The 24,576-nt window shown below is 72.2% G+C and carries 23 protein-coding genes; 12 read left to right on the top strand and 11 right to left on the bottom strand.

Annotated features, from left to right (window positions below; translation table 11 throughout):
* Positions 1 to 22: 22 nt before the first annotated feature.
* A complete protein-coding gene (locus BLW85_RS23550; protein WP_070026272.1) occupies positions 23 to 1,231 on the top strand; it encodes a nucleotide sugar dehydrogenase in 1,209 nt (402 codons plus the stop codon).
* A gap of 138 nt (positions 1,232 to 1,369) precedes the next feature.
* Positions 1,370 to 1,942, top strand: a complete 573-nt coding sequence (locus BLW85_RS23545; protein ID WP_074993028.1) for a hypothetical protein — start codon at positions 1,370 to 1,372, stop codon at positions 1,940 to 1,942.
* 74 nt (positions 1,943 to 2,016) lie between these two features.
* Here BLW85_RS23545 and BLW85_RS23540 read toward each other — a convergent pair whose 3' ends face one another.
* The 4 genes from BLW85_RS23540 to BLW85_RS23525 form a co-directional block, all read right to left on the bottom strand.
* Entirely contained in the window at positions 2,017 to 3,141 is a 1,125-nt protein-coding gene (locus BLW85_RS23540) for a GuaB3 family IMP dehydrogenase-related protein (RefSeq protein ID WP_070026275.1), read from the bottom strand.
* A gap of 106 nt (positions 3,142 to 3,247) precedes the next feature.
* Complete coding sequence (gene guaB, locus BLW85_RS23535) at positions 3,248 to 4,750, bottom strand: IMP dehydrogenase (RefSeq protein ID WP_070026276.1); 1,503 nt, start codon at positions 4,748 to 4,750, stop codon at positions 3,248 to 3,250.
* Between the two features lie 128 nt (positions 4,751 to 4,878).
* Complete coding sequence (locus BLW85_RS23530) at positions 4,879 to 5,466, bottom strand: sigma-70 family RNA polymerase sigma factor (RefSeq protein WP_070026277.1); 588 nt, start codon at positions 5,464 to 5,466, stop codon at positions 4,879 to 4,881.
* Between the two features lie 705 nt (positions 5,467 to 6,171).
* Positions 6,172 to 6,783 carry a response regulator transcription factor gene (locus tag BLW85_RS23525; RefSeq protein WP_003948568.1) on the bottom strand — a complete coding sequence of 204 codons (612 nt, stop codon included), beginning with the start codon at positions 6,781 to 6,783 and terminating at the stop codon, positions 6,172 to 6,174.
* Positions 6,784 to 7,164: 381 nt separating this feature from the next.
* Here BLW85_RS23525 and BLW85_RS23520 point away from each other — a divergent pair, with 381 nt between their 5' ends.
* On the top strand, positions 7,165 to 7,494 hold the full coding sequence (locus tag BLW85_RS23520) for a WhiB family transcriptional regulator (RefSeq protein ID WP_070026278.1): 330 nt from the start codon (positions 7,165 to 7,167) through the stop codon (positions 7,492 to 7,494).
* Positions 7,495 to 7,601: 107 nt separating this feature from the next.
* Here BLW85_RS23520 and BLW85_RS23515 read toward each other — a convergent pair whose 3' ends face one another.
* Complete coding sequence (locus BLW85_RS23515) at positions 7,602 to 8,504, bottom strand: LysR family transcriptional regulator (protein ID WP_074993027.1); 903 nt, start codon at positions 8,502 to 8,504, stop codon at positions 7,602 to 7,604.
* Positions 8,505 to 8,583: 79 nt separating this feature from the next.
* Between BLW85_RS23515 and BLW85_RS23510 the strand changes: the two genes are divergently transcribed.
* The 4 genes from BLW85_RS23510 to BLW85_RS23495 all read left to right on the top strand — a co-directional run bounded on the left by BLW85_RS23510 (position 8,584) and on the right by BLW85_RS23495 (position 11,223).
* Positions 8,584 to 9,252, top strand: coding sequence for an MOSC domain-containing protein (locus tag BLW85_RS23510; RefSeq protein ID WP_070026280.1), 669 nt, complete (start codon positions 8,584 to 8,586; stop codon positions 9,250 to 9,252).
* A 62-nt stretch (positions 9,253 to 9,314) separates the two neighbouring features.
* Positions 9,315 to 10,088 carry an SDR family NAD(P)-dependent oxidoreductase gene (locus BLW85_RS23505; RefSeq protein ID WP_070026281.1) on the top strand — a complete coding sequence of 258 codons (774 nt, stop codon included), beginning with the start codon at positions 9,315 to 9,317 and terminating at the stop codon, positions 10,086 to 10,088.
* A gap of 74 nt (positions 10,089 to 10,162) precedes the next feature.
* A complete protein-coding gene (locus BLW85_RS23500; protein ID WP_079172397.1) occupies positions 10,163 to 10,615 on the top strand; it encodes an ester cyclase in 453 nt (150 codons plus the stop codon).
* Positions 10,616 to 10,725: 110 nt separating this feature from the next.
* Positions 10,726 to 11,223, top strand: a complete 498-nt coding sequence (locus tag BLW85_RS23495; protein ID WP_074993026.1) for a DUF3293 domain-containing protein — start codon at positions 10,726 to 10,728, stop codon at positions 11,221 to 11,223.
* A 93-nt stretch (positions 11,224 to 11,316) separates the two neighbouring features.
* Here BLW85_RS23495 and groL read toward each other — a convergent pair whose 3' ends face one another.
* The 4 genes from groL to BLW85_RS23475 form a co-directional block, all read right to left on the bottom strand.
* The gene (gene groL, locus BLW85_RS23490; protein ID WP_070026283.1) at positions 11,317 to 12,945 is read right to left on the bottom strand and encodes a chaperonin GroEL; all 1,629 of its coding nucleotides are present in this window, start codon (positions 12,943 to 12,945) and stop codon (positions 11,317 to 11,319) included.
* A gap of 122 nt (positions 12,946 to 13,067) precedes the next feature.
* Positions 13,068 to 13,376, bottom strand: a complete 309-nt coding sequence (gene groES / locus BLW85_RS23485) for a co-chaperone GroES (RefSeq protein WP_070026284.1) — start codon at positions 13,374 to 13,376, stop codon at positions 13,068 to 13,070.
* Between the two features lie 206 nt (positions 13,377 to 13,582).
* Positions 13,583 to 14,389 (bottom strand): polysaccharide deacetylase family protein, encoded by an 807-nt coding sequence (locus tag BLW85_RS23480; protein ID WP_425275343.1) that lies wholly within the window; start codon positions 14,387 to 14,389, stop codon positions 13,583 to 13,585.
* A gap of 19 nt (positions 14,390 to 14,408) precedes the next feature.
* The gene (locus BLW85_RS23475; protein WP_074993025.1) at positions 14,409 to 15,350 is read right to left on the bottom strand and encodes a polysaccharide deacetylase family protein; all 942 of its coding nucleotides are present in this window, start codon (positions 15,348 to 15,350) and stop codon (positions 14,409 to 14,411) included.
* Positions 15,351 to 15,441: 91 nt separating this feature from the next.
* Here BLW85_RS23475 and BLW85_RS23470 point away from each other — a divergent pair, with 91 nt between their 5' ends.
* Positions 15,442 to 16,635 (top strand): THUMP-like domain-containing protein, encoded by a 1,194-nt coding sequence (locus BLW85_RS23470; RefSeq protein ID WP_074996179.1) that lies wholly within the window; start codon positions 15,442 to 15,444, stop codon positions 16,633 to 16,635.
* A gap of 48 nt (positions 16,636 to 16,683) precedes the next feature.
* Here the strand turns inward: BLW85_RS23470 and BLW85_RS23465 are convergent, their stop codons facing one another.
* On the bottom strand, positions 16,684 to 17,733 hold the full coding sequence (locus tag BLW85_RS23465; RefSeq protein WP_208624888.1) for an LCP family protein: 1,050 nt from the start codon (positions 17,731 to 17,733) through the stop codon (positions 16,684 to 16,686).
* A 111-nt stretch (positions 17,734 to 17,844) separates the two neighbouring features.
* Entirely contained in the window at positions 17,845 to 18,879 is a 1,035-nt protein-coding gene (locus BLW85_RS23460) for a LacI family DNA-binding transcriptional regulator (RefSeq protein WP_070026286.1), read from the bottom strand.
* A 106-nt stretch (positions 18,880 to 18,985) separates the two neighbouring features.
* On the opposite strand from BLW85_RS23460, the gene BLW85_RS23455 reads away from it, so the two are divergent.
* From BLW85_RS23455 to BLW85_RS23440, 4 genes are read left to right on the top strand one after another with little or no spacing between them, the layout of a single operon-like run.
* Positions 18,986 to 20,323, top strand: a complete 1,338-nt coding sequence (locus BLW85_RS23455) for an ABC transporter substrate-binding protein (protein ID WP_070026287.1) — start codon at positions 18,986 to 18,988, stop codon at positions 20,321 to 20,323.
* Entirely contained in the window at positions 20,320 to 21,234 is a 915-nt protein-coding gene (locus BLW85_RS23450; protein ID WP_070026288.1) for a carbohydrate ABC transporter permease, read from the top strand. Before BLW85_RS23455 ends, BLW85_RS23450 begins: the two co-directional genes overlap by 4 nt.
* 4 nt (positions 21,235 to 21,238) lie before the next feature.
* Positions 21,239 to 22,138, top strand: a complete 900-nt coding sequence (locus BLW85_RS23445; protein WP_079172396.1) for a carbohydrate ABC transporter permease — start codon at positions 21,239 to 21,241, stop codon at positions 22,136 to 22,138.
* Positions 22,139 to 22,173: 35 nt separating this feature from the next.
* Positions 22,174 to 24,477 (top strand): beta-xylosidase/alpha-l-arabinosidase, encoded by a 2,304-nt coding sequence (locus BLW85_RS23440; protein WP_070026289.1) that lies wholly within the window; start codon positions 22,174 to 22,176, stop codon positions 24,475 to 24,477.
* Positions 24,478 to 24,576: the final 99 nt, after the last annotated feature.

Genomic DNA, 24,576 nt, shown 5'->3' with positions numbered 1-24,576 from the left:
ATTGGGAAGGACGGCCCACGCCATGCCCGCAGACCTCGCCGTCATCGGACTCGGCCCCTACGGTTTGCCGCTGGCCCAGGCCGCGGTGGCCGCCGGCATCTCCACCCTCGGCTATGCCACCGGCCCCGAGGCGGGGCCGCTGAGCCCGGCCGAGCTGCGCCGGATGCACGCGTCCGGGTTCCGGCGCGCCACCGACCCGGCCCAGCTCGGCCGGGTGCGCACCGCGGTGATCTGCGCGCCGACCCCGCGCGGCGCCGACGGTGGCCCGGACCTCGGCCAGGTCGAGGCCGCAGCCCGCGCCCTGGCCGAACGGCTGCGCCCGCACACCACGGTCATCCTGGAGTCCCCCGTGCCGCCGGGGACCACCGAGGAGTTCCTGCGCCCGCTGCTCGAAGAGGGCTCCGGGCTGCGTGCGGGCCGCGACTTCCACCTCGCCTACTCCCCCAGCCGGGTCGACCCCGGCAACCGCGCGCACACCCCCGCCGGCACCCCCAAGGTCATCGGGGGCCTCACCCCGGCCTGCACCGAGTCGGCCGCCGCCTTCTACGGCCGGCTCACCGACAAGGTGGTCCGCGCGCGCGGGCTGCGCGAGGCCGAGGCGGTCCAGCTGCTGGAGACCAACTTCCGGCACGTCAACATCGCGCTGGTCAACGAGATGGCCGTGCTCTGCCACGAACTCGGCGTCGACCTGTGGGACGTCATCCGCTGCGCGGAGACCAAGCCGTTCGGCTTCCAGGCGTTCCGGCCGGGGCCCGGCGTCGGCGGGCACGCCGCCCCGCAGGACCTGACCGGCCGGGCGAGCCGCGCCCTGCGCATGGTGGAACTGGCCCAGCAGGTCAACAACCGGATGCCCGGCTATGTCGTCCAGCGCGCCGCCACCCTGCTCAACGAGCACGGCAAGTCCGCCCGGGGCGCGCGGGTGCTGCTGCTCGGCGTGACCTACAAGGCGGACCTCGCCGACCAGCAGGGCGCGCCCGCGCGCGAGATCGCCGTGCGCCTGATGGAGCTGGGCGCGTCCGTGAGCTACCACGACCCCTACGTGCCCGCCTGGAGCGTCCTGGACCGCCCGGTCCCGCGCGTGGACTCGCTCTACGAGGCCGCCGCCGGCGCCGACCTGACGATCCTGCTCCAGCAGCACCGCACCTACGACCTCCAGGGCCTGTCCGTGAAGGCCCAACTCCTGCTGGACACCCGGGGAGCCACCCCCACGGGAGCCGCGCACCGGCTCTGAGGCCGGGTCACGACAGGAAAACAACCCCGGCGTTGTCATCCCCGCCTGCTAATCTCCCCCGGACTCGCCGCACCCGAGTGCGAGCCGGTCGACACCTCACTTCATCCAGTTGTGCCACAGCACGGGGGGATTCCTGTCATGAGCCAGTCAGCACCACCGCCGCAGCCGCAGCCCGGCCCGGTCGACGCCAACCCGTACGCGCAGCAGGCCCCGGCCGGCGCCCCGTACCCGCCGCAGCCGGGTGTCCCGGGCGCCGCGCCGATGGCGCCGCCCGCCGGGCCGGCCGCCCCCGCCGCGCCCGCGCCGGTCCGCGACAACCTGGTCGTCGGCCTGGTCGCCGCGGCCGTCGCCGCCGTGGTCGCCGCCGCGCTCTACGGCGCCGTCATCGGCGCCACCAAGCACGAGATCGGCTACGCGGCCGTGGGCGTCGGCTTCGTCATCGGCCTCGCCGCGGGCAAGGCGGGCGGCCGCAACCCCGTCCTGCCGGTCGCCTCCGTGGTGCTGGCGCTCGTCGCGGTCTACTTCGGCCAGCTGGTGGGCGAGGCCATGATCGGGGCCAAGGAGACCGGCCTCGGCTTCTCCCAGGTCTTCTTCGACCACTTCGACGTGGTCCAGAGGGCCTGGAAGGAGGACGCCGACCTGCTCACCTTCGTCTTCTTCGCCATCGCCGGCTTCGCCTCGTTCTCGGCCGCCAAGAAGTCCGCGCTGTAGGACGCACGGCAGGGGCCCGGCCACCGCGTCGGTGACCGGGCCCCTGCCATCGTACGGAGCCGTGCGGCGCCGGGTCAGCGCTTGTGCTGGCTGTCCGCGACCGTCACCTCGACCCGCTGGAACTCCTTGAGCTCGCTGTAGCCGGTGGTGGCCATCGCGCGGCGCAGGGCGCCGAAGAGGTTCATCGAGCCGTCCGGGGTGTGGGACGGGCCGGTGAGCACCTCCTCGATGGTGCCGACGGTGCCGAGGTCGACCTTCTTGCCGCGGGGCAGCTCCTCGTTGACCGCCTCCATGCCCCAGTGGTGGCCCTTGCCGGGCGCGTCCGTGGCGCGGGCCAGCGGGGAGCCCATCATCACCGCGTCGGCGCCGCAGGCGATCGCCTTGGGCAGGTCGCCGGACCAGCCGACGCCGCCGTCCGCGATGACGTGCACGTACCGGCCGCCGGACTCGTCCATGTAGTCGCGGCGGGCCGCGGCCACGTCCGCGACGGCCGTGGCCATCGGGACCTGGATGCCCAGCACGTTGCGCGTGGTGTGCGCGGCGCCGCCGCCGAAGCCGACCAGCACACCGGCCGCGCCGGTGCGCATCAGGTGCAGCGCGGCGGTGTAGGTGGCGCAGCCGCCGACGATCACCGGGACGTCCAGCTCGTAGATGAACTGCTTCAGGTTCAGCGGCTCGTGCGAGGACGAGACGTGCTCCGCGGAGACCGTGGTGCCGCGGATGACGAAGATGTCCACGCCGGCGTCCACGACCGCCTTGGAGAACTGGGCGGTGCGCTGCGGGGAGAGCGCGGCCGCCGTGACCACGCCGGAGTCGCGCACCTCCTTGATGCGGGCGCCGATCAGCTCCTCCTTGATGGGCGCCGCGTAGATCTCCTGGAGGCGGCGGGTGGCGCGCTCGGCCGGCAGCTCGGCGATCTCGTCCAGCAGCGGCTGCGGGTCCTCGTACCGGGTCCACAGGCCCTCGAGGTTGAGGACGCCGAGGCCGCCCAGCTCGCCGATGCGGATCGCCGTGGCCGGGGAGACCACGGAGTCCATGGGGGCGGCCAGGAAGGGCAGCTCGAAGCGGTAGGCGTCGATCTGCCAGGCGATCGAGACCTCCTTCGGGTCCCGCGTACGGCGGCTGGGGACGACGGCGATGTCGTCGAAGGCGTACGCCCGGCGGCCGCGCTTGCCGCGCCCGATCTCGATCTCAGTCACGTCTGTGGCCTTTCCCTGATGCGTTTCAGCGCCTTCCAGTATCGCCGACGGGTACGACAAAGGCGGCCCCGGATGTCCCGGGGCCGCCTTCGGTGCGGGCTGGTGGTTACTTGGCGCTGTAGTTCGGCGCCTCGACCGTCATCTGGATGTCGTGCGGGTGGCTCTCCTTGAGGCCCGCCGAGGTGATCCGCACGAAGCGGCCCTTGGACTCCATCTCCGCGATGGTGGCGGCGCCCACGTAACCCATGGTCTGGCGCAGGCCGCCGACGAGCTGGTGCAGCACGTTGGACAGCGGGCCGCGGTAGGGCACCTGGCCCTCGACGCCCTCGGGCACGAGCTTGTCGTCGGACGCCACCTCGGCCTGGAAGTAGCGGTCCTTGGAGTAGGACCTGGCCTGGCCGCGGGACTGCATGGCGCCCAGCGAGCCCATGCCGCGGTACGACTTGAACTGCTTGCCGTTGATGAACAGCAGCTCACCCGGCGACTCCTCGCAGCCCGCGAGGAGGCTGCCCAGCATCACCGTGTCGGCACCGGCGGCGAGGGCCTTGCCGATGTCGCCCGAGTACTGCAGGCCGCCGTCGCCGATCAGCGGGATGCCCGCCGGACGGGCGGCGAGGGACGCCTCGTAGATGGCGGTGACCTGCGGGACGCCGATGCCGGCGACCACGCGCGTGGTGCAGATCGAGCCCGGGCCGACGCCCACCTTGATGCCGTCGACACCGGCGTCGATGAGCGCCTGGGCGCCGTCGCGCGTGGCGACGTTGCCGCCGATCACGTCCACGTCGACGGCGGACTTGATCTTCGCCATCCAGCTGAGGGCGTTGCTGTTGTGGCCGTGCGAGGTGTCGACGACCAGGAAGTCCGCGCCGGCCTCGGCGAGCGCCTGGGCGCGCTCCAGCGCCTCGGGGCTGGCGCCCACGGCGGCACCGACGAGCAGGCGGCCCTCGGCGTCCTTGGCGGCGTTCGGGTACTTCTCGGCCTTGACGAAGTCCTTGACGGTGATCAGACCCTTGAGGACGCCCTCGTCGTCGACCAGCGGCAGCTTCTCGATCTTGTGCTTGCGCAGCAGCTGCATGGCCTCGGGGCCGGAGATGCCGACCTTGCCCGTGACCAGCGGCATCGGGGTCATGACCTCGTGCACCTGGCGCGTGCGGTCGCTCTCGAAGGCCATGTCACGGTTGGTGACGATGCCCAGCAGCCGGCCGGCCGGGTCGGTGACCGGGACACCGCTGATGCGGAACTTGGCGCACAGGGCGTCGGCCTCGGCGAGGGTGGCCTCGGGGTGCACCGTGATCGGGTCGGTGACCATGCCGGACTCTGACCGCTTCACCAGGTCCACCTGGTTCACCTGGTCCTCGACGGACAGGTTGCGGTGCAGCACGCCGACGCCGCCGAGGCGGGCCATGGCGATCGCCATGCGCGACTCGGTCACCTTGTCCATCGCCGCCGACAGCAGCGGGATGTTGACGCGGACGTTGCGTGAGATGTGGGACGAGGTGTCGACCGCGTTGGGGAGCACCTCGGAGGCGCCCGGCAGCAGCAGCACGTCGTCGTAGGTCAGCCCGAGTGTCGCGAATTTACCGGGCACTCCGTCGACGTTGGCAGTCATGACACCTTCCCCAAATGGCCTTGATCGGTGCGGATGTCCATGCTAACGGGAAGCGCGGCCAGCAAATTCCACGGCGGAAGATCACCTTCGGCTTCGTATGTTCATACGGTGTTACCGCGAGGTTCCCGTCACTGCTCGGCCAGCGCCCGCAGCCGGCTCAGCGCCCGATGCTGGGCGACCCGGACCGCTCCGGGTGACATTCCCAACATCTGCCCCGTCTCCTCCGCCGTGAGGCCCACCGCGATGCGCAGCAGCAGCAGTTCGCGCTGGTTCTCGGGCAGGTTGGCGAGCAGTTTCTTGGCCCACTCGGCATCGCTGCTGAGCAGGGCGCGCTCCTCCGGGCCGAGCGAGTCGTCCGGCCGCTCCGGCATCTCGTCGGAGGGCACCGCCGTGGAACCCGGGTGGCGCATGGCGGCGCGCTGGAGGTCGGCGACCTTGTGGGAGGCGATGGCGAAGACGAACGCCTCGAAGGGCCGGCCGGTGTCGCGGTAGCGGGGCAGCGCGAGCAGCACCGCCACACAGACCTCCTGGGCGAGGTCCTCCACGAAGTGGCGCGCGTCGCCGGGCAGCCGGGACAGCCGGGTGCGGCAGTAGCGCAGCGCCAGCGGGTGGACGTGCGCGAGCAGATCGTGGGTGGCCTGCTCGTCCCCGTCGACGGCGCGAAGCACGAGCGCACCGATCGACCCCTGGGCCGTGCCCGCCTCGTCGTCGCGCATCGGTCCATGGTGCCTTGTGGCCGTCCGGTCCGTCGCATCGTGCTGATGGTTGTGCACCGAAGCGTTATGAGCAGGTGCGCCGGCACTCATTCCCTGCGCCCTCCCCTTCCGCTCGACCGACTCGTCCCCGAGAGACTCCACACCTCAAGGATGCGGCATCCGCGCCGAAACGAGCAGCGCCCGTCCGGTGGGCCGGCTCGCACACCGCCGCACGGCACCCGTCGAACACCCCTGTGGGCGGGAGCGTACGCGGTGCCCACCGGGCGGCTCCGGAGCGGTGACCTCGGCCGACGCCGAGGCCCGCCGGGGAGGCCGACGGGTGCGGGAAACCGGTACCGGCACGGGCGGCCGAAAGGGTCGCGGCACCGGTACGACGCGGGTCGGCCGACGGGGTCCCGGCACCACCGCCGACGCCGACGCGGGGCAGCCGGCAGGGCTCGCCGCCGTACACGGGCGGCACGGAAGCCGACGGGCCGGCACCGGCATCGCGGCACCGTCACCGGCTCCCGCGCGCGGGAAGCCTCCGGCCGGTGCGTCACGACGCGGCCGGTTCCGCCGCCGCGCGGTGTGTCCGCCGAACGCCCGGACGGCGCGGGCCACGGTTCCGCTCCCGGCCGGTCATCCGGGCACGGCAGAACACGCGGGCGCGCCCCGGGAAAGGTGCCCGGCCCCGCGCGACCTGCCGCGCGGGGCTTGCCGGGTCGCCTACCTGACCAGGCCCCAGCGGAAGCCGAGGGCCACCGCGTGGGCGCGGTCCGAGGCGCCGAGCTTCTTGAACAGGCGCCGGGCGTGGGTCTTCACGGTGTCCTCGGAGAGGAACAGCTCGCGGCCGATCTCGGCGTTGGAGCGGCCGTGGCTCATGCCCTCCAGGACCTGGATCTCCCGCGCGGTGAGCGTGGGCGCGGCGCCCATCTCGGCCGAGCGGAGCCGGCGCGGGGCCAGCCGCCAGGTGGGGTCGGCCAGGGCCTGCGTCACCGTGGCCCGCAGTTCGGCGCGCGAGGCGTCCTTGTGCAGGTAGCCCCGGGCTCCGGCGGCGACCGCGAGGGCCACGCCGTCGAGGTCCTCGGCCACGGTGAGCATGATGATCCGGGCGCCCGGGTCGGCGGACAGCAGCCGGCGCACGGTCTCGACGCCGCCCAGGCCGGGCATGCGGACGTCCATGAGAATGAGGTCGGAGCGGTCGGCGCCCCAGCGGCGGAGGACTTCCTCGCCGTTGGCCGCCGTCGTCACACGCTCGACGCCGGGCACGGTCGCCACCGCGCGGCGGAGCGCTTCTCGGGCAAGCGGGGAGTCGTCGCAGACGAGGACGGATGTCATGACCGCCCTCCGCAGCTGATGCGCGTCACCTTGAGCCTCCAGGCTGGTACGGAATCGTCACCTGTGCGGTCGACCGTCTCGGACGCCTGCCCGAGCCCTTGTTTCTTCAACCGCCTCCGCACTCTCAACGACGGTCACTCGAAAGAGTTACGGGGCTGCATACCGTCATCGGCACTCTACGTGAGGGCACCGACACGGTGCAGACATGCCCAACGGACCCTCAACTTTTCATCACAACCTATGACCCATTCAGCTGCTTTTCTTCCCGTTTCGTAGTGTTCGGGGCTAGATTCGCAATGAGTCATATTTACATCTCCTTAGACCGGAGATGTACGGTCGTTGCCACCGTATCCGCCCAGAACGGCTACAAGGGGTCACGTAATGGCAGATTTCTCCCGCCTTCCCGGACCGAACGCGGACCTGTGGGACTGGCAGCTGCTGGCTGCTTGTCGCGGGGTGGACAGCTCGCTCTTCTTCCACCCGGAGGGCGAGCGCGGGGCGGCTCGGAGCGCTCGCGAGAACTCGGCCAAGGAGGTCTGCATGAGGTGCCCGGTCCGTGCGGAGTGCGCGGCGCACGCGCTTGCCGTGCGCGAGCCGTACGGCGTCTGGGGCGGCCTGACCGAGGATGAGCGCGAAGAGTTGATGGGGCGGGCGCGCAACCGCCTGGTGGCGGCCTCGACCACCAGCGGCGATACCGCCCAGGATCAGTGAAGGAACGTTTCTGCATCGCACCTGCGGCCCGTCGGGTGCGCTGATGTCCCCACTCCATGCCGGGCACGCCGAACGCGTGCCCGCGACTCTGTGACCCCTCTTTTGCGCTACCCCGCGCGACCGGCCGCGCGGCCCAGCTGTTCCAGCGTCGCCGCCACCGCCGGCACCTGCGCCAGGTCAGGCAGGGTGAGCGCGACGATCTCCCGGCGCACCGCCGGCTCCAGCCGTACCGTGCGCACCCCCCTCGGCCGTACCGACTCCACCGCCAGCTGCGGCAGTACGGCCACGCCCAGTCCCGCGCCCACCAGGCCGGCCACCGCCGGGTAGTCGTCCGTGGCGAAGTCGATGCGCGGCGCGAACCCGGCCCCTTCGCAGACCTCCACCAGCTGGCCCCGGCAGCGCGGGCAGCCCGCGATCCAGGGCTCCTCGGCCAGCTCCCCGATGGCGACGCTCCGGGCGCCCGCGAGCCGGTGCCGCTCGGGCACCAGGGCCACCAGGCGGTCGGTCAGCAGGGGACGCACGACCAGGTCGTCCCAGTCCTCGGTGACCGCCGCACCCTCGTAGCGGAAGGCCAGCGCGAGGTCGCAGTCGCCCTCGCGCAGCAGCTCGACGGAGCGCGGGGGCTCGGCCTCCTCCAGGGAGACCCGGGTGCCGGGGTGGGCGGCGCGCAGGGCGGCCAGGGCGGTGGGGACGAGGGTGGAGCTGCCGCTCGGGAAGGAGACCAGGCGGACCCGGCCGGCCCGCAGGCCCGCGATGGCGGCGACCTCCTCCTCGGCGGCGGTGAGACCGGCGAGGATGCCGGAGGCGTGCCGGACCAGGGCCTCGCCGGCCTGGGTCAGCCGCATCTCGCGGCCGGTGCGGACCAGCAGGGTGGTGCCGACCGAGACCTCCAGGGCCTTCATCTGCTGGCTGACGGCGGGCTGGGTGCAGCCCAGCTCGCGCCCGGCGGCCGAGAAGGAGCCGGTGGTGGCGACGGCGCGCAGGACGCGGAGATGACGGGCCTCGATCACCCCTCAAGCATAAGGCAGGCTTGGGGGCCTCGCCGGATAATCGCTCGACGCTTTGAGGAAGATCTCGTACGGTTTCGCCATGGAGCTTCTCTCGGTGAACGTCGGGCGGCCGCGCCCGGTGCCGTACACGGACCAGGCGGAGGGCGTCACCGGCATCGACAAGCGGCCGGTGACCGGCCCGGTGCGGGTGTCGGCGCCGGGCCCCAAGGGCACCGGCGGCAGCGGGCTGGCCGGGGACGCGGTGTGCGACCTGCGCCACCACGGCGGTGACGACCAGGCGGTGTACGCGTTCGCGCGCGAGGACCTGGACCACTGGGAGCGCGAGCTGGGCCGTCCGCTGGCCAACGGCTGCTTCGGGGAGAACATCACGACCGGCGGCCTGGACGTCTCCGGGGCGCTGATCGGCGAGCGCTGGCGGATCGGTGCGACGGTGATCCTGGAGGTCACCTCGGGCCGCATCCCGTGCCGCACCTTCCAGGGCCATCTGGGCGAACGCGGCTGGGTCAAGAGGTTCACCCGGAAGGGCGCGACCGGTGCCTACCTCCGGGTGATCGAGCCGGGCGAGATACGCGCGGGCGACCCGGTCGAGATCGTCCACCGGCCCGGGCACGGGGTGACCGCGGCGATGGAGTTCCGCGCCACCACCACGGAGCGGGAACTGCTGCCCCGGCTGCTCGCAGCGGCCGACGCCCTGCACCCGGAGACGCTGGCCGCGGCCCGGAAGTACGTGGCGGCACGGACCCCCTGAGCGCCCGTCACCGCATGGTGGACGCCGGTGCTCCGCAAGCCCGCAATCACTACGCTTGGGTCATGACAACGGCTCTGATTACGGGATCGACCGCGGGTATCGGTGCCGCGTTCGCGCGGCGGCTGGCGGCTGACGGGCATGACCTCGTCCTGGTGGCGCGCGACACCAGGAGGCTGCGCGAACAGGCGACCGAGCTGCACGACCGGCACGGCATCGAGGCGGAGGTGCTGGCCGCCGACCTGTCCGAGGACAAGGGCATCGAGACGGTCGCCGACCGGCTCGGCGACCGCAGGAACCCGGTCGACCTGCTGGTCAACAACGCCGGTTTCGGCAACAAGGGCCGTTATCTCGAGGTCTCCATGGCGGACGAGCTGACGATGCTCAAGGTGCACTGCGAGGCGGTGCTGCGGCTGACCTCGGCGGCGGCCGAGTCGATGCGCGAGCGGGGCCGGGGCGGCATCGTCAACGTCGCCTCGGTGGCCGCCTTCGTGCCCCGCGGCACCTACGGCGCCTCCAAGGCGTGGGTCGTGCAGTTCACCCAGGGCGCGGCGCGGGACCTGGCCGGCACCGGCGTGCGGCTGATGGCCCTGTGCCCGGGTTTCGTGCGCACCGAGTTCCACCAGCGGGCCGGGATGGGCACGGACAACATCCCGGGCTGGATGTGGCTGGACGCCGACAAGCTGGTCGCCGCAGCCCTCACCGACCTGGCCCGGGGCAAGTCGCTGTCCATCCCGGACCCCCGCTACAAGGCGCTGATGGGCCTGGTGAAGGTCACCCCCCGCGGGCTGCTGGGCGGCGTCACCTCCCGCACCGGCCGCAAGTACGGGCCGCGGTAGGCGGCCCGCGCGAACGGGTGCCGTCGGCGGTCCGGTGGGAAAATGGAGGGACCAGCGAGGCCGGAGGCGGCGCCATGACGGACCTGGACGCGGTACGGCGGGACAAGGGGACGGCCGAGGACACCGTACGGCGGTTCTTCACCACGCTCACGGCCCCCGGCGAGCCACCCCCGCTCAACGACCTGCTGGACGAGGACGCGCACAGCCACGACCCGATGAACCCGCAGGACACCATCGGCCTGGACAACATCCGCGCCGAGCACCGCATGTGGCACGCCGCCTTCGACGCCGCGTTCGCCGTCGAGGACCTCCTCGCCCAGGGCGACCGCGCCTGCGCCCGCTGGACCTGGCGCGCCACCCACACCGGCGAGTTCCTCGGCATCGCCCCCACCGGCCGCCGCGTCGCCATGACCGGCACGACCTTCTTCCGCCTCGGCGCCGACGGCAAGATTACCGAGCTGTGGTGGCAGCACGACCAGCTGGGGCTGATGGAACAGCTGGGCGCGCTGGACGAGTTGGAGCAGTGACACCTCGGGCCGGCACCTCTTGCACCGGGGCCGCGATCATGGCATCTTGCGGACGACCACCGATCTCCCTGCGCGACCTGTAAGGGGGTCTTCTTCCTCAGGAGGCCCTTGTGCACGTCACCGGCGCGACCGTCCTGTCCCCGGTCTGGGACCACTACCGGACCGCGGTCGTCGACATCCGCCTTCCCGGGCGAACGGTCCATGTCGAGCCGCGCGCCTTCGGCACGGCCGAGGGCCGCTTCCCGGAAGCGGCAGGCGGCGCGGCCGTCCATGTGATCACCGCCTGGAACCCGAGGGGCCGTACCGCGTCCGCCGGCGCCAACGCGCGCGCCCACCGCCTGCTGCTCGGCCGGCTCCGTCGCCTCGGTCTCGGCTGGTGGCCCGCGGAGGGCGGCGACCCGGGCGGTACGCACCGCGAGGAGAGCGTCGCCGTCGTCGGCCTGGACGATGCCGCGGCGCGCGCACTGGGCCGCCGCTTCGGGCAGGACGCGGTCTTCGCCTGGACCCCCGGCGCCTGGCGTGTCCTCGCATGCGCCACCGGTGCCGTGTCGGTGAGCGGCTGGGCGGCCTCCGCACGGGGCCGCGCCCGCTCGCGGCCGGCCGGCTAAGGCCTGCTCCGGCGTCCCCGGGCAGCACTTCGCCCCGCCGCGGAGCGACGGGGCGAAGTGACCTGACGACTACCGGAGTTCACCGGTCTCGCGTCAGTGGGCGTGGCCGTGGCTGTGACCCGCGGCGGCGGCCGGCTCTTCCTCTTCCTTCTTCTCGACGACCAGGGTCTCGGTCGTGAGCAGCAGGGAGGCGATGGAGGCGGCGTTCTCCAGGGCGGAGCGGGTGACCTTGACCGGGTCGATGACGCCGGCCTTGATCAGGTCGCCGTACTCGCCGGTGGCGGCGTTGTAGCCCTGGCCCTTGTCGAGGTCCTTGACCTTGGAGACGATGACGTAGCCCTCCTGGCCGGCGTTCTCGCCGATCCAGCGCAGCGGCTCGACGACCGCGTTGCGGACCACGGCGACACCGGTGGCCTCGTCGCCGGTCTTGTCGAGGTTGCCCTCCAGGACCTTGGACGCGTGGACGAGCGCGGAGCCACCACCGGAGACGATGCCCTCCTCGACCGCGGCGCGGGTCGCGGAGATGGCGTCCTCCAGACGGTGCTTCTTCTCCTTCAGCTCCACCTCGGTGGCGGCGCCGACCTTGATCACGCACACGCCGCCGGCCAGCTTCGCGAGGCGCTCCTGGAGCTTCTCGCGGTCCCAGTCGGAGTCGGTGTTCTCGATCTCGGCCTTGATCTGCGCGACGCGGCCGTTGAGGTCCTCGGCCTTGCCGGCACCCTCGACGATCGTGGTGTCGTCCTTGGTGACGGTGACGCGGCGGGCGGAGCCGAGCACGTCGATGCCGACCTGGTCGAGCTTGAGGCCGACCTCCTCGGAGATGACGGTGGCGCCGGTGAGGACGGCCATGTCCTGGAGCATCGCCTTGCGGCGGTCGCCGAAGCCGGGGGCCTTCACCGCGACGGCGTTGAAGGTGCCGCGGATCTTGTTGACGACCAGGGTCGACAGGGCCTCGCCCTCGATGTCCTCGGCGATGATCAGCAGCGGCTTGGAGGAGCCGGCCTGGATGACCTTCTCCAGCAGCGGCAGCAGGTCCGCGATGGCGGAGATCTTGCCCTGGTTGATCAGGATGTACGGGTCGTCGAGGACGGCCTCCATACGCTCCTGGTCGGTCACGAAGTACGGGGACAGGTAGCCCTTGTCGAAGGCCATGCCCTCGGTGAAGTCCAGCTCCAGACCGAAGGTGTTGGACTCCTCGACGGTGATGACACCGTCCTTGCCGACCTTGTCCATGGCCTCGGCGATCAGCTCGCCGACCTGCTGGTCCTGGGCGGACAGCGCGGCCACGGCGGCGATGTCGGACTTCTCGTCGATCGGACGGGCGGTGGCGAGCAGGTCGTCGGAGACGGCCTTCACCGCGGCGTCGATGCCCTTCTTCAGGGCGGCCGGGGAGGCACCGGCGGCGACGTTCTTCAGGCCCTCGCGCACCAGCGCCTGGGCGAGCACGGTGGCGGTGGTGGTGCCGTCGCCCGCGATGTCGTTGGTCTTGGTCGCCACCTCCTTCACCAGCTGCGCGCCGAGGTTCTCGTACGGGTCCTCGATCTCCACCTCGCGGGCGATGGTGACGCCGTCGTTGGTGATGGTGGGGGCGCCGAACTTCTTGTCGATGACGACGTTGCGACCCTTGGGGCCGATCGTCACCTTGACCGTGTCGGCCAGCTTGTTGACGCCGCGCTCAAGGGCGCGACGGGCGTCCTCGTCGAACTTCAGGATCTTCGCCATGACAGCGGGAGCCCTCTCGGAAATCTGTGGGTACAAAGACGAACTGCGCCCCGGGCGCCCGGCTTCGTTATCGGTCGCGGGGGCCAGGGGCGCAGCTCAAAGCAAAGGTTTGCTCGGGGTGATTACTTCTCGATGATCGCGAGAACGTCGCGAGCCGAGAGGACGAGGTACTCCTCGCCGCTGTACTTCACCTCGGTGCCGCCGTACTTGCTGTAGAGGACGACGTCGCCGACCTTGACGTCGAGCGGCAGGCGCTCGCCGTTCTCGAACCGGCCCGGGCCCACGGCGAGGACGGCGCCCTCCTGGGGCTTCTCCTTCGCGGTGTCCGGGATGACCAGGCCAGAGGCCGTGGTCTGCTCGGCGTCCAGCGGCTGGACCACGATGCGGTCCTCGAGCGGCTTGATGGCAACCTTGGAGCTGGCGGTCGTCACGATCCGACCTCCCCCTTCGGAGATCTCACGGGGTTAACTGTCTGAGGTGGCGACCAGGTCGATCCGTCGTCGCGGGTGCCGGACCTGCCCGTCGCGTTGTTGGCACTCTCCAGGGGGGAGTGCCAGACCCGAGACTATGACTGCGATTAGCACTCGGTCAAGCGGAGTGCCAATGACGTCGTGGCGCGTCGGCCGTACCCGGTCCTCTACAGGTAGTCCTCCAGGCGGCCCACCGTCAGGTTCCGCCGCTGGAGGCCGCGCAGGAGACGGGACGCGGGGGCCCCGGGGGTGACGCGGACGATGTCACCGGGGCGGAGGTGGCGGGGACCCCGGGGGTAGGTCAGCCCGGCGGGGGTCAGGGCGGCACGCCAGAGGGTGAGGACGGTGATGCCGCAGCCGGCCGCCGCGCGCCGGGTGGTGCGGTCGTAGGCGCCGCCGGGCGGGCGGAAGAGGCGGGCGCGCAGCCGGTCCCGGCGGGCGCAGATCGCGGCGCGCTGGACGGTGTACGGCCTGCCGGCCAGCGGGGGGCGGTCGGGGGCGCGGTTCTCCACGGCGGCGCCGGCGGCGCGGAGCCGGGCGAGGTCGTCCGGCCGGGTGCCGTCGGGGACGAACAGGCTCACCGGGAGTCGGAGTTGGCGGACCATGGCGGTGAAGCCGGGGTCCCGCCCGGCGTCGTCGTAGGTGAGGAAGACGACCCGGTCGCGGGTGGGGACGTGGTCCACGACCGGGGGCAGCGGGGTGGGGCCCGTACGCGCCGCGAGGGGGCGGGCTGCGGGCACCGGGGGACGGGCGAGCGGCGCGGTCAGGCCCCAGCGGCGGTAGGGCTGGACGGACGCGGGGGCGTGCGGGTGGACGCCCTCGGCCGCCTTCCTGCCCAGCCGTTCGATGGGGTCGACGGACTGGGCGCAGCCCACGAGCAGGAGCAGCGAGCACAGCGCCACGGCACCGGCCGCGGCGCGGCCCGGGCCGCGCCGCTCGCGGACCGCCCGCCGGCCCTCCCCCGGTCGGCTCACCTGGGGTCCCCCGGCCGGCTCACAGGTAGTCCTCCAGGCGGGCCACGGCATAGCCCTCGCGGGTGACCTTGTTGAGGAAGCGGCGCATGTCGTCGACCATCGTGCCGTCCCAGTCGCCGCGGCCCCGGAAGTGGGTGAGCACGATGTCGCCGCGGCGCAGTTGCTGGTCGTCCTCGCGGAACTCCCAGTGGTCGACGTAGACCTCCTCGTTCCAGATCGGCGCGTACTTGATGCCGCAGGACTTGGCGGCGACCAGGGTGTCCTGGTTGTAGTTGCCGTAGGGCGGGCGGAAGAGCGTGGGGCGCTTGCCGTACTGCTTGCGCATGATGTCCTGCATGTCGCAGATCTCGTGCCTCTGCTCGTCGTAGGACAGCCCCGGCAGGTAGGGGTGGTGCAGGGTGTGGTTGTTGACGGAGTTGCCGTAGGACTGGGCCTTGCGGAAGTAGCCGTAGTCGTCCTTGACCAGGTAGTCGCTGAGGAACGCGGTGTAGGGGACCTTCAGGTCCCGCATCATCTCCAGGAACCGGGGGTCCTTCTCCGAGCCGTCGTCGATGGTGAGGAAGACGACCTTGTCGGTGGTGGGGACGGTCGTGAAGACGGGGGGCAGGTCCCAGTCCTCCTGGTGGTCCACCTCGAAGCCCGCGCGCGCGGTGATGCGGGGCTTCTTCGCGGGTGGCGGCGGGGGCGTGAGCGGGACCTCGTCCAGGCCCCACCTCTTGGCCGCGGCGACCAGCCGGGCGTGTTCCGCGGCCCGGGCGGCGCGGGCGTCCGGGGCGTGGGCGGCGGCGCCGCCCTGGCCCGCGGCCGGGCGCGAGGCGTGGGAACCGGCGTCGGAGCAGCCGGTGACGAGGGCGGTGGAGGCGAGGACCGCGGCGCCGCAGCCGAGGGCGAGGCCCCGCCCGCGCGACCGGCTCCGACCGCCCCGTACCCGATTTTTGTCATTTTGTACTACTAGTCGCATGGTGCTGGATCTTCGCAGGCCCCACCCCCGCACCCCGGCCGACAACGCCGCCCGGAGGCGCACCATCCACCGACTGGCCCACAATGACCCGGTGAACGACCTCGCTCCCCTCCTCACCCCCGAAGGCCGGGCCCTCCTTGAAGAGGTCCGCGACACCGCCCCGGCCGACGAACTGGCCGTCGCCACCCGGTTGCGCCGCGACCACCCGGCCGCACTGGTGTCGGCCGCGCTCGGCCAGGCCCGGCTGCGGCAGCGGGCGGCGGCCAAGTTCGCGAAGGCGGACGCGGAGCGGATGTTCTTCACCCCGAACGGGGTCGAGCAGTCGACGCGGGCCGGTGTGGCGGCGTACCGGGCGCGGCGGCTGACCGATCTCGGGGTGACCTCGGTGGCGGACCTGTGCTGCGGGATCGGCGGGGACGCCATCGCGCTGGCGCGGGCCGGCATCCGGGTGCTCGCCGTGGACCGGGACCCGCTGACGGCGGCCGTGGCGCGGGCGAACGCCGAGGCCCTCGGGCTCGCCGACCTGATCGAGGTGCGCGAGGCCGACGTCACCGAGGTGGACACCGGCGGGTACGACGCCGTGTTCGTCGATCCCGCGCGACGGGGCACCTCGGCGCGGGGCGGCGGGCGGATCTTCGATCCCGAGGCGTACTCGCCGCCCCTGTCGTGGGCGGTGTCCGCCGCGCGCCGGGCCCCGCACGCCGCGCTGAAGATCGCCCCGGGCGTGCCGCACGAGGCGGTGCCCCCGGAGGCCGAGGCCGAGTGGATCTCCGACGGCGGCGACGTGAAGGAGGCGGTGTTCTGGTTCGGCACCGGGTCGCCGGGCGCGGTGCGCGCCACCCTGCTGCCCGGCCCGCGCACACTGCTCGGACGGGGGCTGCCGGACCCCGAAGTCCGGCCGGTCGGGCCGTACTTGTACGAGCCGGACGGCGCCGTGATCCGCGCGCACCTGGTCGCCGAGGTGGCGCAGGAGGTCGGCGGGGGGCTCCTGGACGAGACCATCGCCTACATCACCGCCGACGCGCTGCACCCCACGCCGTACGCCACCGCCTACGAGATCACCGACCGGCTCCCCTTCAACGTGAAGAAGCTGAAGGCGCTGCTGCGCGAGCGCGAGGTCGGCACGCTGACCGTGAAGAAGCGGGGGTCGGCGGTCGAGCCGGAAGAGCTGCGCCGCAAGGTCAAGCCGCAGGGGCCGAACGCGGCGACGGTGTTCCTGACCCGGGTGGCGGGCGCGCCCACGATGCTGATCGGCGGGCCCGCCCGGCCACCGGCGGCCCCCTGACGGGCCGCTCGGCGGCCCGCGTCCCCCGGCAGGCCCCCGGTCACTTGGTCAGCGGCGCAGGGACTCCCACAGGTCCTGTGCGTCCGGCTCCTTCGCGATCACCCGGTTGGGGTCCGAGGGCGCCTGGACGACCGGCATCATCACCGTCTTCACGTGGTCGGCGCTCAGCCCCTTCAGGCTCTTGCCCAGGCTGGTCAGTTCGGCGAGCGAGTCCAGGCCGGTGTCGGTGGTGATGCTCGCGGTGACCGCGTCGGCGACCTGGTAGAGCTTGGCCGGGTCGGCGAGCAGGTCCGTGCCGGAGATCTGTTCCAACAGGGCCTTCACCAGGAGCTGTTGGAGACCTATGCGGCCCAGGTCGCTGCCGTCGCCGATGCCGTGCCGGGTGCGCGCGAGGGCCAGCGCCTGCTTGCCGTCGAGGTGGTGGGGGCCCGCCTTCAGATGGAGGTGGCTCTTGTCGTCGTCGATGTCCTGGCCCGTGGTGACGTCGACCCCGCCGAGCGCGTCCACCAGCCTCGCGAAACCGGCGAAGTCGATCTCGACGAAGTGGTCCATGCGCACCCCGGTGACCGACTCGACCGTCTTCACCGCGCACACCGGACCGCCCACCGAGAAGGCGCTGTTGAACATGGAGCCGTACGCCACCGCCGTAGTGCCCCCGGAGGGCAGCGGACAGGACGGGCGGGTGACGAGGGTGTCGCGCGGGATGCTGACCACGGTGGCGGCGGTGCGGCCCGCGTCGATGTGCACCACCATCGCGGTGTCCGAGCGGGCACCCTCGCTGTCGCCGCCGCCCAGTTCCTTGTCGGCCTCGCCGCTGCGCGAGTCCGAGCCGAGGACCAGGATGTTCAGGGGGCCGGACGGGAGCGGCGCGGCGGCCGAGGACGCGCTCGGGGCCGGTGCGGGCGCCGGACGGTCGTCGCCGAGCGCGCTGTTGATGTCGACGCTTGTGATGTTGTGGTTGAGATGCCAGTACGCATAGCCCGCGGTGGCCGTGGCCAGCACCAGGGCGGTCGCCAGGGTCAGACCGGCGATCCGCAGCGTTCTCGATCGCCGGCGCACGCGTATCTCCGCGTCGCCGTGCTCCTCGTGTCGCGTCACGACAGGAACGTAAGTCCGAATTATTAGCGGACCGTTAGCTGAAGCATCACGATTTGGTTTTCTTCCGGAATTCTCATGGAGGCGCCCCGGTACCGGAGCCGAAAATTTCGGTCACTCCGCCGGCCGCACCGGTGCCGTGCTCGACCGCACCACCAGGCTCGTGGCCAACTCCAGCCGGGTGGCCGCCCGTTCCTCCTGCGCGCTGCCCAGTTCGAGCACCAGCCTGGCCGCCGCCTCGGCCATCTCGGTCAGCGGCTGCCGCACGGTCGTCAGCGGCGGGCCCACCCAGCGGGCCACCGGCAGGTCGTCGAAGCCGACCACGCTGAGGTCCTCGGGGATGCGCAGCCCCAGCTCGCGGGCGGCCTCGTAGAGGCCCAGGGCCTGGAGGTCGTTGCCGGCGAAGATCGCGGTGGGCCGGTCGGGGCGGCGCAGCAGCTCCAGGCCCAGGCGGTAGCCGGCCTCGTGGTGGAAGTCCCCGTCCAGGACGAGCGAGGGGTCGACGGGCAGCCCGGCCGTCTCCATGGCGGCGCGGTAGCCGTCGATCCGGGCGCGGCTGCACATCATCCGGGTGGGCCCGCTGATGGCGCCGATCCGGGTGTGTCCCAGCTCGACCAGATGGCGGGTGGCGGCCAGACCGCCCTGCCAGTTGGTGGCGCCGATGGACGGCACGTCCGGACCCGGGTCGCCGGCCGGGTCCACCACCACGAACGGGATGGACCTGCTGGTCAGCAACGCCTGCTGGCCCGCGTCCAGTTCGGACAGGACCAGCACCACCCCGTGCGGGCGGCGGGCGGCGACCTGGTCGGCCCAGGAGCGCCCGGGGGTGAGCCGCCCGGCGGACTCGGACAGCACCACGCTGAGCCCGGCCGACTGCGCCACGTTCTCCACGCCCCGGATGACCTCCATCGCCCAGGCGCTCTCCAGCTCGTGGAAGACCAGGTCGATCAGCGGCGAGCGGGATGCCTCGGCGCGCCGGCGCCGGTAGCCGTGGGTGCGCAGCAGCTCCTCGACGCGGGTACGGGTCGACGGTGCGACATCGGCTCTGCCGTTGAGGACCTTCGAAACAGTCGGAGCGGAGACCCCGGCCTCTCGGGCGATCTCGGCGAGCGTCGCGGTCTGCGCTTCTGCGGGCTTCCCAGGCTTCATGTCCGCGATCGTATCCCTGCGCGACCCCTTGACGAACCCCCTGTTCCGCCATACGTTCCCGGAACATTCGGAACCTCACTCGAAATATTGCGAGAGGCCAGGGTCAATGGAGTCCACCACGTCCAACGGCGGGCACATGTTCAGCAGGCGCTGGGTGCTCGGCGCCGGCGCCACCACACTCGTCACCGCCGGAACTGCCGGACTCACGGCCTGCGGCTCCTCCGGGGGTTCCGGGGGCGGGGGCACCCTCACCGCCTTCGTGTACGGCGACGGCGACGCCAAGGTCCAGGTCCAGGCGATCGACCGGTTCAACGCGTCGGCCGCCGCGAAGAAGGCCAAGGGCAAGATCAAGCTGGAGAAGGTGCCCGGCTCGGAGTACCCGACGAAGCTGCGCACCGCGATGGGCTCCCCCAACGCCCCGGACGTCTTCTTCAACTGGGGCGGCGGCTCCATCAAGGCATACCGGGACGCCAAGCAGCTGGTGGACCTCACCGACGTCATTGAGTCGGACCCGGTCCTGAAGAACGGCTTCCTGCCCTCGGTGCTCACGGCGGGCGGCCTGGGCGGCCGCAAGTACGGCATACCGATGCGCGGCATGCAGCCCGTGATCCTCTTCTACAACAAGACCCTCTTCGCCGAGCAGAAGCTCCAGCCGCCCACCACCTGGGACCAGCTGCTCGACATCAACAAGAAGCTCAAGCGGGCCGGGATCACCCCCTTCGCGCTGGGCGGCGCGGACATCTGGCCCGAGCTGATGTGGCTGGAGTACCTGGTCGACCGGATCGGCGGCCCCCAGGTCTTCGACCGGATCAAGAACGGCGACGCCTCCGGCTGGGGCGACCCGGCCGTCCTCAAGGCCGCCCAGACGGTCAAGGAACTCGTCGACGACGGCGCCTTCGGCAAGGGCTTCAGCTCGGTCGCCTACACCAACGGCGGCGCCCCGGCCGTGTTCGCCAAGGGCAAGGCCGCGATGCACCTGATGGGCTCCTGGGAGTACAACACCCAGCTCGGCAAGTTCCCGGACTTCGCCCGCAAGGAGCTGGGCTGGACCGCGTTCCCGACGGTCGAGGGCGGCGCGGGCGACATCCGCAACGTCGTCGGCAACCCCACCAACTACTGGTCGGTCAACGCCCGTACGTCCAACAAGGACGCCGCGTTCGCCTTCCTGCGCGACTGCGCCTCGCAGACGTACGCCAAGGAGCTGGTCGCCATCGGCGCCATCCCGACCACGGCCAACGCCGAGAAGCTGCTCGACGCCTCGCCGAACCCCGTGTTCGCCAAGTTCCAGTACCAGATGGTGCAGCAGGCGCCGGCGTTCACGCTGAGCTGGGACCAGGCCGTCGACCCGAACGTGTCGACGCCGATGCTCACCGAGGTCAACAAGCTGTTCGTCGGCAAGTCCTCGCCGAGCCAGTTCGTGTCGGCGCTCCAGGGGCTGAAGTGAGCGACACCGTCACGAAGGGCGGCTCGCGCACCGGCGCGGGCCGCCCGCGGCGCGGGGCCGGGGCGAACGCGGGCCGCCCGCACGCCGCCCTGGCCCTGCCCGCCGTACTGTTCTTCGCGTTCTTCGCCGTCGTCCCGATGGTGCTGGCCTTCTGCCTCTCCTTCACCAAGTGGAACGGTCTGGGCAACCCCCAGCCGGTGGGCTTCGCCAACTGGCAGAAGCTGTTCGACGACGGCCGGCTCACCCAGTCCCTCACGGTCACCGTGCTGCTCACGGTGGTCAGCTGGGCCTTCCAGACGGTGATCTCGCTGCTGCTCGGCGTCTGGGCGGCGGGCAGGCAGCGCAACCGCGCGATCCTGTCGGCGGTCTTCTTCGTGCCGTTCCTGCTGTCCTCGACGGCGATCTCGCTGCTGTTCTACGCCCTGCTCGACCCCAACTTCGGCATCATGCCCGGCGACACCCTCGGCTCGACCAACGGCGCCTTCCTCGCCATCGTGTTCGTCGGCGGCTGGCAGTTCATCCCCTTCCACACCCTGATCTACCAGGGCGGGGCCCGGCAGATCCCCGAGGTCCTCTACCAGGCGGCGGCCATCGACGGTGCGGGCCGCTGGCGCCAGTTCTTCTCCATCACGCTCCCCCAGCTGCGCAACACCGCGACCACCTCCGGGGTGCTGATGGTGGTCGGCTCGCTGACCTACTTCGAGACCGTCCTGATCCTCACCCAGGGCGGCCCCGGCACCGACACGGCGATCGTGCCGTACCTGATGTACGAAGCCGGCTTCAAGAGCTACGACTTCGGCTACGCCAGCGCCATCGCCTCCTTCCTGGTGGTGGCCGCGACCGCGCTGTCGCTGCTGCTGGTCCGGCTGTCCGGCTTCGGCGCGATGCGCAGCACCCGGGAAGGAATGTGACGAGGTGTCTCACGACACGCTGCCCCACCCCGTGAAGACCGGCGCCGCGCCCGCGGCCCGGCCGGACGGGCGCCGCCGCCGGCACTGGACCCAGCGGCCCAATCCGCTGGCCGGCCTCGGCTCCTTCGTCTGGCTGGTCGTCGTCATCGTCCCGATCTACGCGATGATCTCGGCCTCGCTCACCCCGCAGGACCAGGCGCTGGGCCACAACGCCCTGAAGCCGCCCAGCAGTCCGACCTGGTCCAACTACGACACGGTGCTGCACAACTCCTTCTTCCACCTGCTGTGGAACACCGTGCTGGCGGCCGCCGCCGTCGTGGTGATCGTGCTGGTGCTGTGCGTACCGCTCTCCTACGTCGCGGTGCGAACCCGCGGCTTCTGGTCGGGGGCCGCCTTCCGGCTGTTCCTGCTCGGTGTGGCCATCCCGGCGCAGGCGGTCGTCGTACCGCTGTACCTGATGATCACCAAGCTGAACCTCTACGACAGCCTGCTCGCGATCATCCTGCCGACGGCCGCGTTCGCGATGCCGGTGGCCATCCTGGTCCTCACCGGCACCATGCGGGACATCTCCGAGGAGGTGTACGAGGCGATGGCCCTGGACGGCGCCTCGCCCACCCGGATGCTGTTCCAGCTGGTCATCCCGATGTCCAAGGGCGGCATCAGCACCGTCGTGATCTACGCGGCGCTCCAGGCGTGGAACGGCTTCCTCTTCCCGCTGATCTTCACCCAGTCCGAGGGGCCGCGCGTGCTGACCCTCGGCCTGTTCAACTACATGAGCCAGTTCGGCGTGAACATCCCCGCCCTGCTCGCCTCGGTCGTCCTCTCCGGCATCCCGATCTTCGCCGTCTACCTGGTGGCCCGCCGCGCGCTGGTGGGCGGCCTGATGGGCGTCGGCGGCAAGTGATCGCCGACCGGTCCCCCTTCCCCGACAGGAGTTCCATGAGCACCGCCCCCTGGCGCGACCCCGCGCTGCCCGCCGCCGCCCGTGTCGACGACCTGATCTCCCGGATGACCCTGGAGGAGAAGACCGCCCAGCTGTACGGCGTCTGGGTGGGCGCGGACACCGACGGCGACGGGGTCGCGCCGCTCCAGCGCGAGATGACCGCGGACTACGACTGGGACGAGCTGATCACCCTCGGCCTCGGCCAGCTGACCCGCTCCTTCGGCACGGCCCCGGTGGACCCGGAGCTGGGCGCCCAGGCACTGGCCCGCGCCCAGCGCCGGATCGCCGAGGCGAGCCGCTTCGGCATCCCGGCGGTGGCCCACGAGGAGTGTCTGGCGGGCTTCACCGCGTGGCGGGCGACGGCGTACCCCGTGCCGCTGGCCTGGGGCGCGACCTTCGACCCCGCCCTGGTGGCGGAGCTGGGCGGGCGCATCGGCCACGACCTGCGCTCGGTCGGCGTCCACCAGGGCCTGGCGCCCGTCCTGGACGTGGTCCGGGATCTGCGCTGGGGCCGGGTGGAGGAGACCATCGGCGAGGACCCGTACCTGGTCGGCACGATCGGCGCGGCGTACGTGCGGGGCCTGGAGTCGGCCGGGATCGTGGCCACGCTCAAGCACTTCGCCGGGTACGCGGCCTCGGCGGGCGCCCGCAATCTGGCGCCGGTGCGGGCGGGCGCCCGGGAGATGACCGACGTGACGCTGCCGCCGTTCGAGATGGCGCTGCGCGAGGGCGGGGCCCGCTCGGTGATGGCCGCGTACACCGAGACGGACGGCGTCCCGGCCTCGGCGGACCCCGCGCTGCTCACCCGGCTGCTGCGCGACGAGTGGGGATTCACCGGAACGGTCGTCGCCGACTACTTCGGCATCGGCTTCCTCCAGTCGCTGCACCGGGTGGCCGGCAACCCCGCCGAGGCCGCGCACGCGGCACTGGAGGCGGGCATCGACGTCGAGCTGCCCACCCTGAACTGCTACGGCAAGCCGCTGGTGGCGGCCGTGCGGGAGGGGCGGGTGCCCGAGGCGCTGGTGGACCGGGCGCTGCGCCGGGTGCTGCTCCAGAAGTGCGAGCTGGGCCTGCTGGACCCCGACTGGTCGCCGGAGACCGGCGAGGACATCGACCTGGACTCGGCCGGCAACCGCGCGCTGGCGCGCCGGCTCGCCGAGGAGTCGGTGGTGCTGCTGGACAACCCGGACGAGGTGCTGCCGCTGGCGCCGCAGGCGCGGATCGCGGTGGTCGGGCCGCGCGCCGCCGACGCGCTGGCGATGCTGGGCTGCTACTCCTTCCCGTCCCATGTGCTCACCCACCACCCCGAGGTGGAGACGGGCATCGACATCCCGACCGTGCTGGACGCCCTCCGGGCCGAACTGCCGGACGCCAAGGTGACGTTCGCGGAGGGCTGCGGGGTCTCCGAGCCGGACACCTCCGGGTTCGCGGAGGCGGTGGCGCGGGCCACGGAGGCGGAGGTGTGCGTAGCCGTCCTCGGCGACCGGGCGGGGCTGTTCGGACGCGGCACCTCGGGCGAGGGCTGCGACGCGGAGGACCTGGAACTCCCGGGCGTCCAGGCCGAGTTGCTGGACGCACTGGTCGAGACGGGGGTGCCGGTCGTGCTGGTGCTGCTGACCGGCCGCCCGTACGCGCTGGGCCGCTGGCAGGGCCGCCTCGGCGCGGTCGTCCAGGCCTTCTTCCCCGGCGAGGAGGGCGGCCCGGCGCTGGCCGGGGTGCTGTCCGGCCGGGTGAACCCCTCGGGCCGGCTCCCGGTGAGCGTGCCGCGCGGGCCGGGCGGCCAGCCCTGGACCTACCTCCAGCCCCCGCTGGGCCTGGCCGGCGAGGTCAGCAACCTGGACCCGACCCCGCTGTACCCCTTCGGCCACGGCGGTTCGTACACCGCGTTCGCCTGGGAGGACGTCCACGGCCCCGAGGCGGAGCTGCCGACCGACGGTTCGTACGACCTCTCGCTCACCGTGCGCAACACGGGCGAGCGCGCCGGGGCCGAGGTCGTCCAGCTCTATCTGCACGACCCGGTGGCCTCGGTGACCCGGCCCGACGTCCGCCTGATCGGTTACCAGCGCGTGGAGCTGGACCCCGGCGAGTCCCGCCGGCTCACCTTCCACTTCCACCCCGACCTGTCGGCCTTCACCGACCGCACGGGCGAGCGGGTGGTGGAGCCGGGCGATCTGGAGCTGCGCCTGAGCGCGTCGAGCGCCGACGTCCGGCACCGGACGCGGCTGCGGCTGACCGGGCCGGTGCGTGCGGTGGGGACGGAGCGGCGGCTGCGCTGCGAGGTGACGGTGACGGAGGGCTGAACCGGGGGGCGCGGGGCCATGGGGTGTACGCCGAGGGCGCGAACCTCGGCAAAGAACAAGCCCTGTGCGCCCCGCGTTCAGGACCCGTTCAGAAAGCTC

The organism is Streptomyces misionensis (genome assembly GCF_900104815.1).
Taxonomy (GTDB): Bacteria; Actinomycetota; Actinomycetes; order Streptomycetales; family Streptomycetaceae; genus Streptomyces; species Streptomyces misionensis.
Note: the sequence above shows the minus strand (reverse complement) of the source record. Positions and strands in the feature narration are given on the sequence as shown.

Excerpts from the sequence above, each read along its gene's own strand:
- BLW85_RS23530 (WP_070026277.1), bottom strand. The coding sequence starts at position 5,466 with ATGCGCGACGACGAGGCGGGCACGGCCCAGGGGTCGATCGGTGCGCTC.
- groL (WP_070026283.1), bottom strand. The coding sequence starts at position 12,945 with ATGGCGAAGATCCTGAAGTTCGACGAGGACGCCCGTCGCGCCCTTGAG.
- BLW85_RS23440 (WP_070026289.1), top strand. The coding sequence starts at position 22,174 with ATGAGCACCGCCCCCTGGCGCGACCCCGCGCTGCCCGCCGCCGCCCGT.
- guaB (WP_070026276.1), bottom strand. The coding sequence starts at position 4,750 with ATGACTGCCAACGTCGACGGAGTGCCCGGTAAATTCGCGACACTCGGG.
- BLW85_RS23475 (WP_074993025.1), bottom strand. The coding sequence starts at position 15,350 with ATGCGACTAGTAGTACAAAATGACAAAAATCGGGTACGGGGCGGTCGG.
- BLW85_RS23510 (WP_070026280.1), top strand. The coding sequence starts at position 8,584 with ATGGAGCTTCTCTCGGTGAACGTCGGGCGGCCGCGCCCGGTGCCGTAC.
- BLW85_RS23525 (WP_003948568.1), bottom strand. The coding sequence starts at position 6,783 with ATGACATCCGTCCTCGTCTGCGACGACTCCCCGCTTGCCCGAGAAGCG.
- BLW85_RS23500 (WP_079172397.1), top strand. The coding sequence starts at position 10,163 with ATGACGGACCTGGACGCGGTACGGCGGGACAAGGGGACGGCCGAGGAC.
- BLW85_RS23460 (WP_070026286.1), bottom strand. The coding sequence starts at position 18,879 with ATGAAGCCTGGGAAGCCCGCAGAAGCGCAGACCGCGACGCTCGCCGAG.
- BLW85_RS23550 (WP_070026272.1), top strand. The coding sequence starts at position 23 with ATGCCCGCAGACCTCGCCGTCATCGGACTCGGCCCCTACGGTTTGCCG.
- BLW85_RS23520 (WP_070026278.1), top strand. The coding sequence starts at position 7,165 with ATGGCAGATTTCTCCCGCCTTCCCGGACCGAACGCGGACCTGTGGGAC.
- BLW85_RS23545 (WP_074993028.1), top strand. The coding sequence starts at position 1,370 with ATGAGCCAGTCAGCACCACCGCCGCAGCCGCAGCCCGGCCCGGTCGAC.
- BLW85_RS23505 (WP_070026281.1), top strand. The coding sequence starts at position 9,315 with ATGACAACGGCTCTGATTACGGGATCGACCGCGGGTATCGGTGCCGCG.
- BLW85_RS23455 (WP_070026287.1), top strand. The coding sequence starts at position 18,986 with ATGGAGTCCACCACGTCCAACGGCGGGCACATGTTCAGCAGGCGCTGG.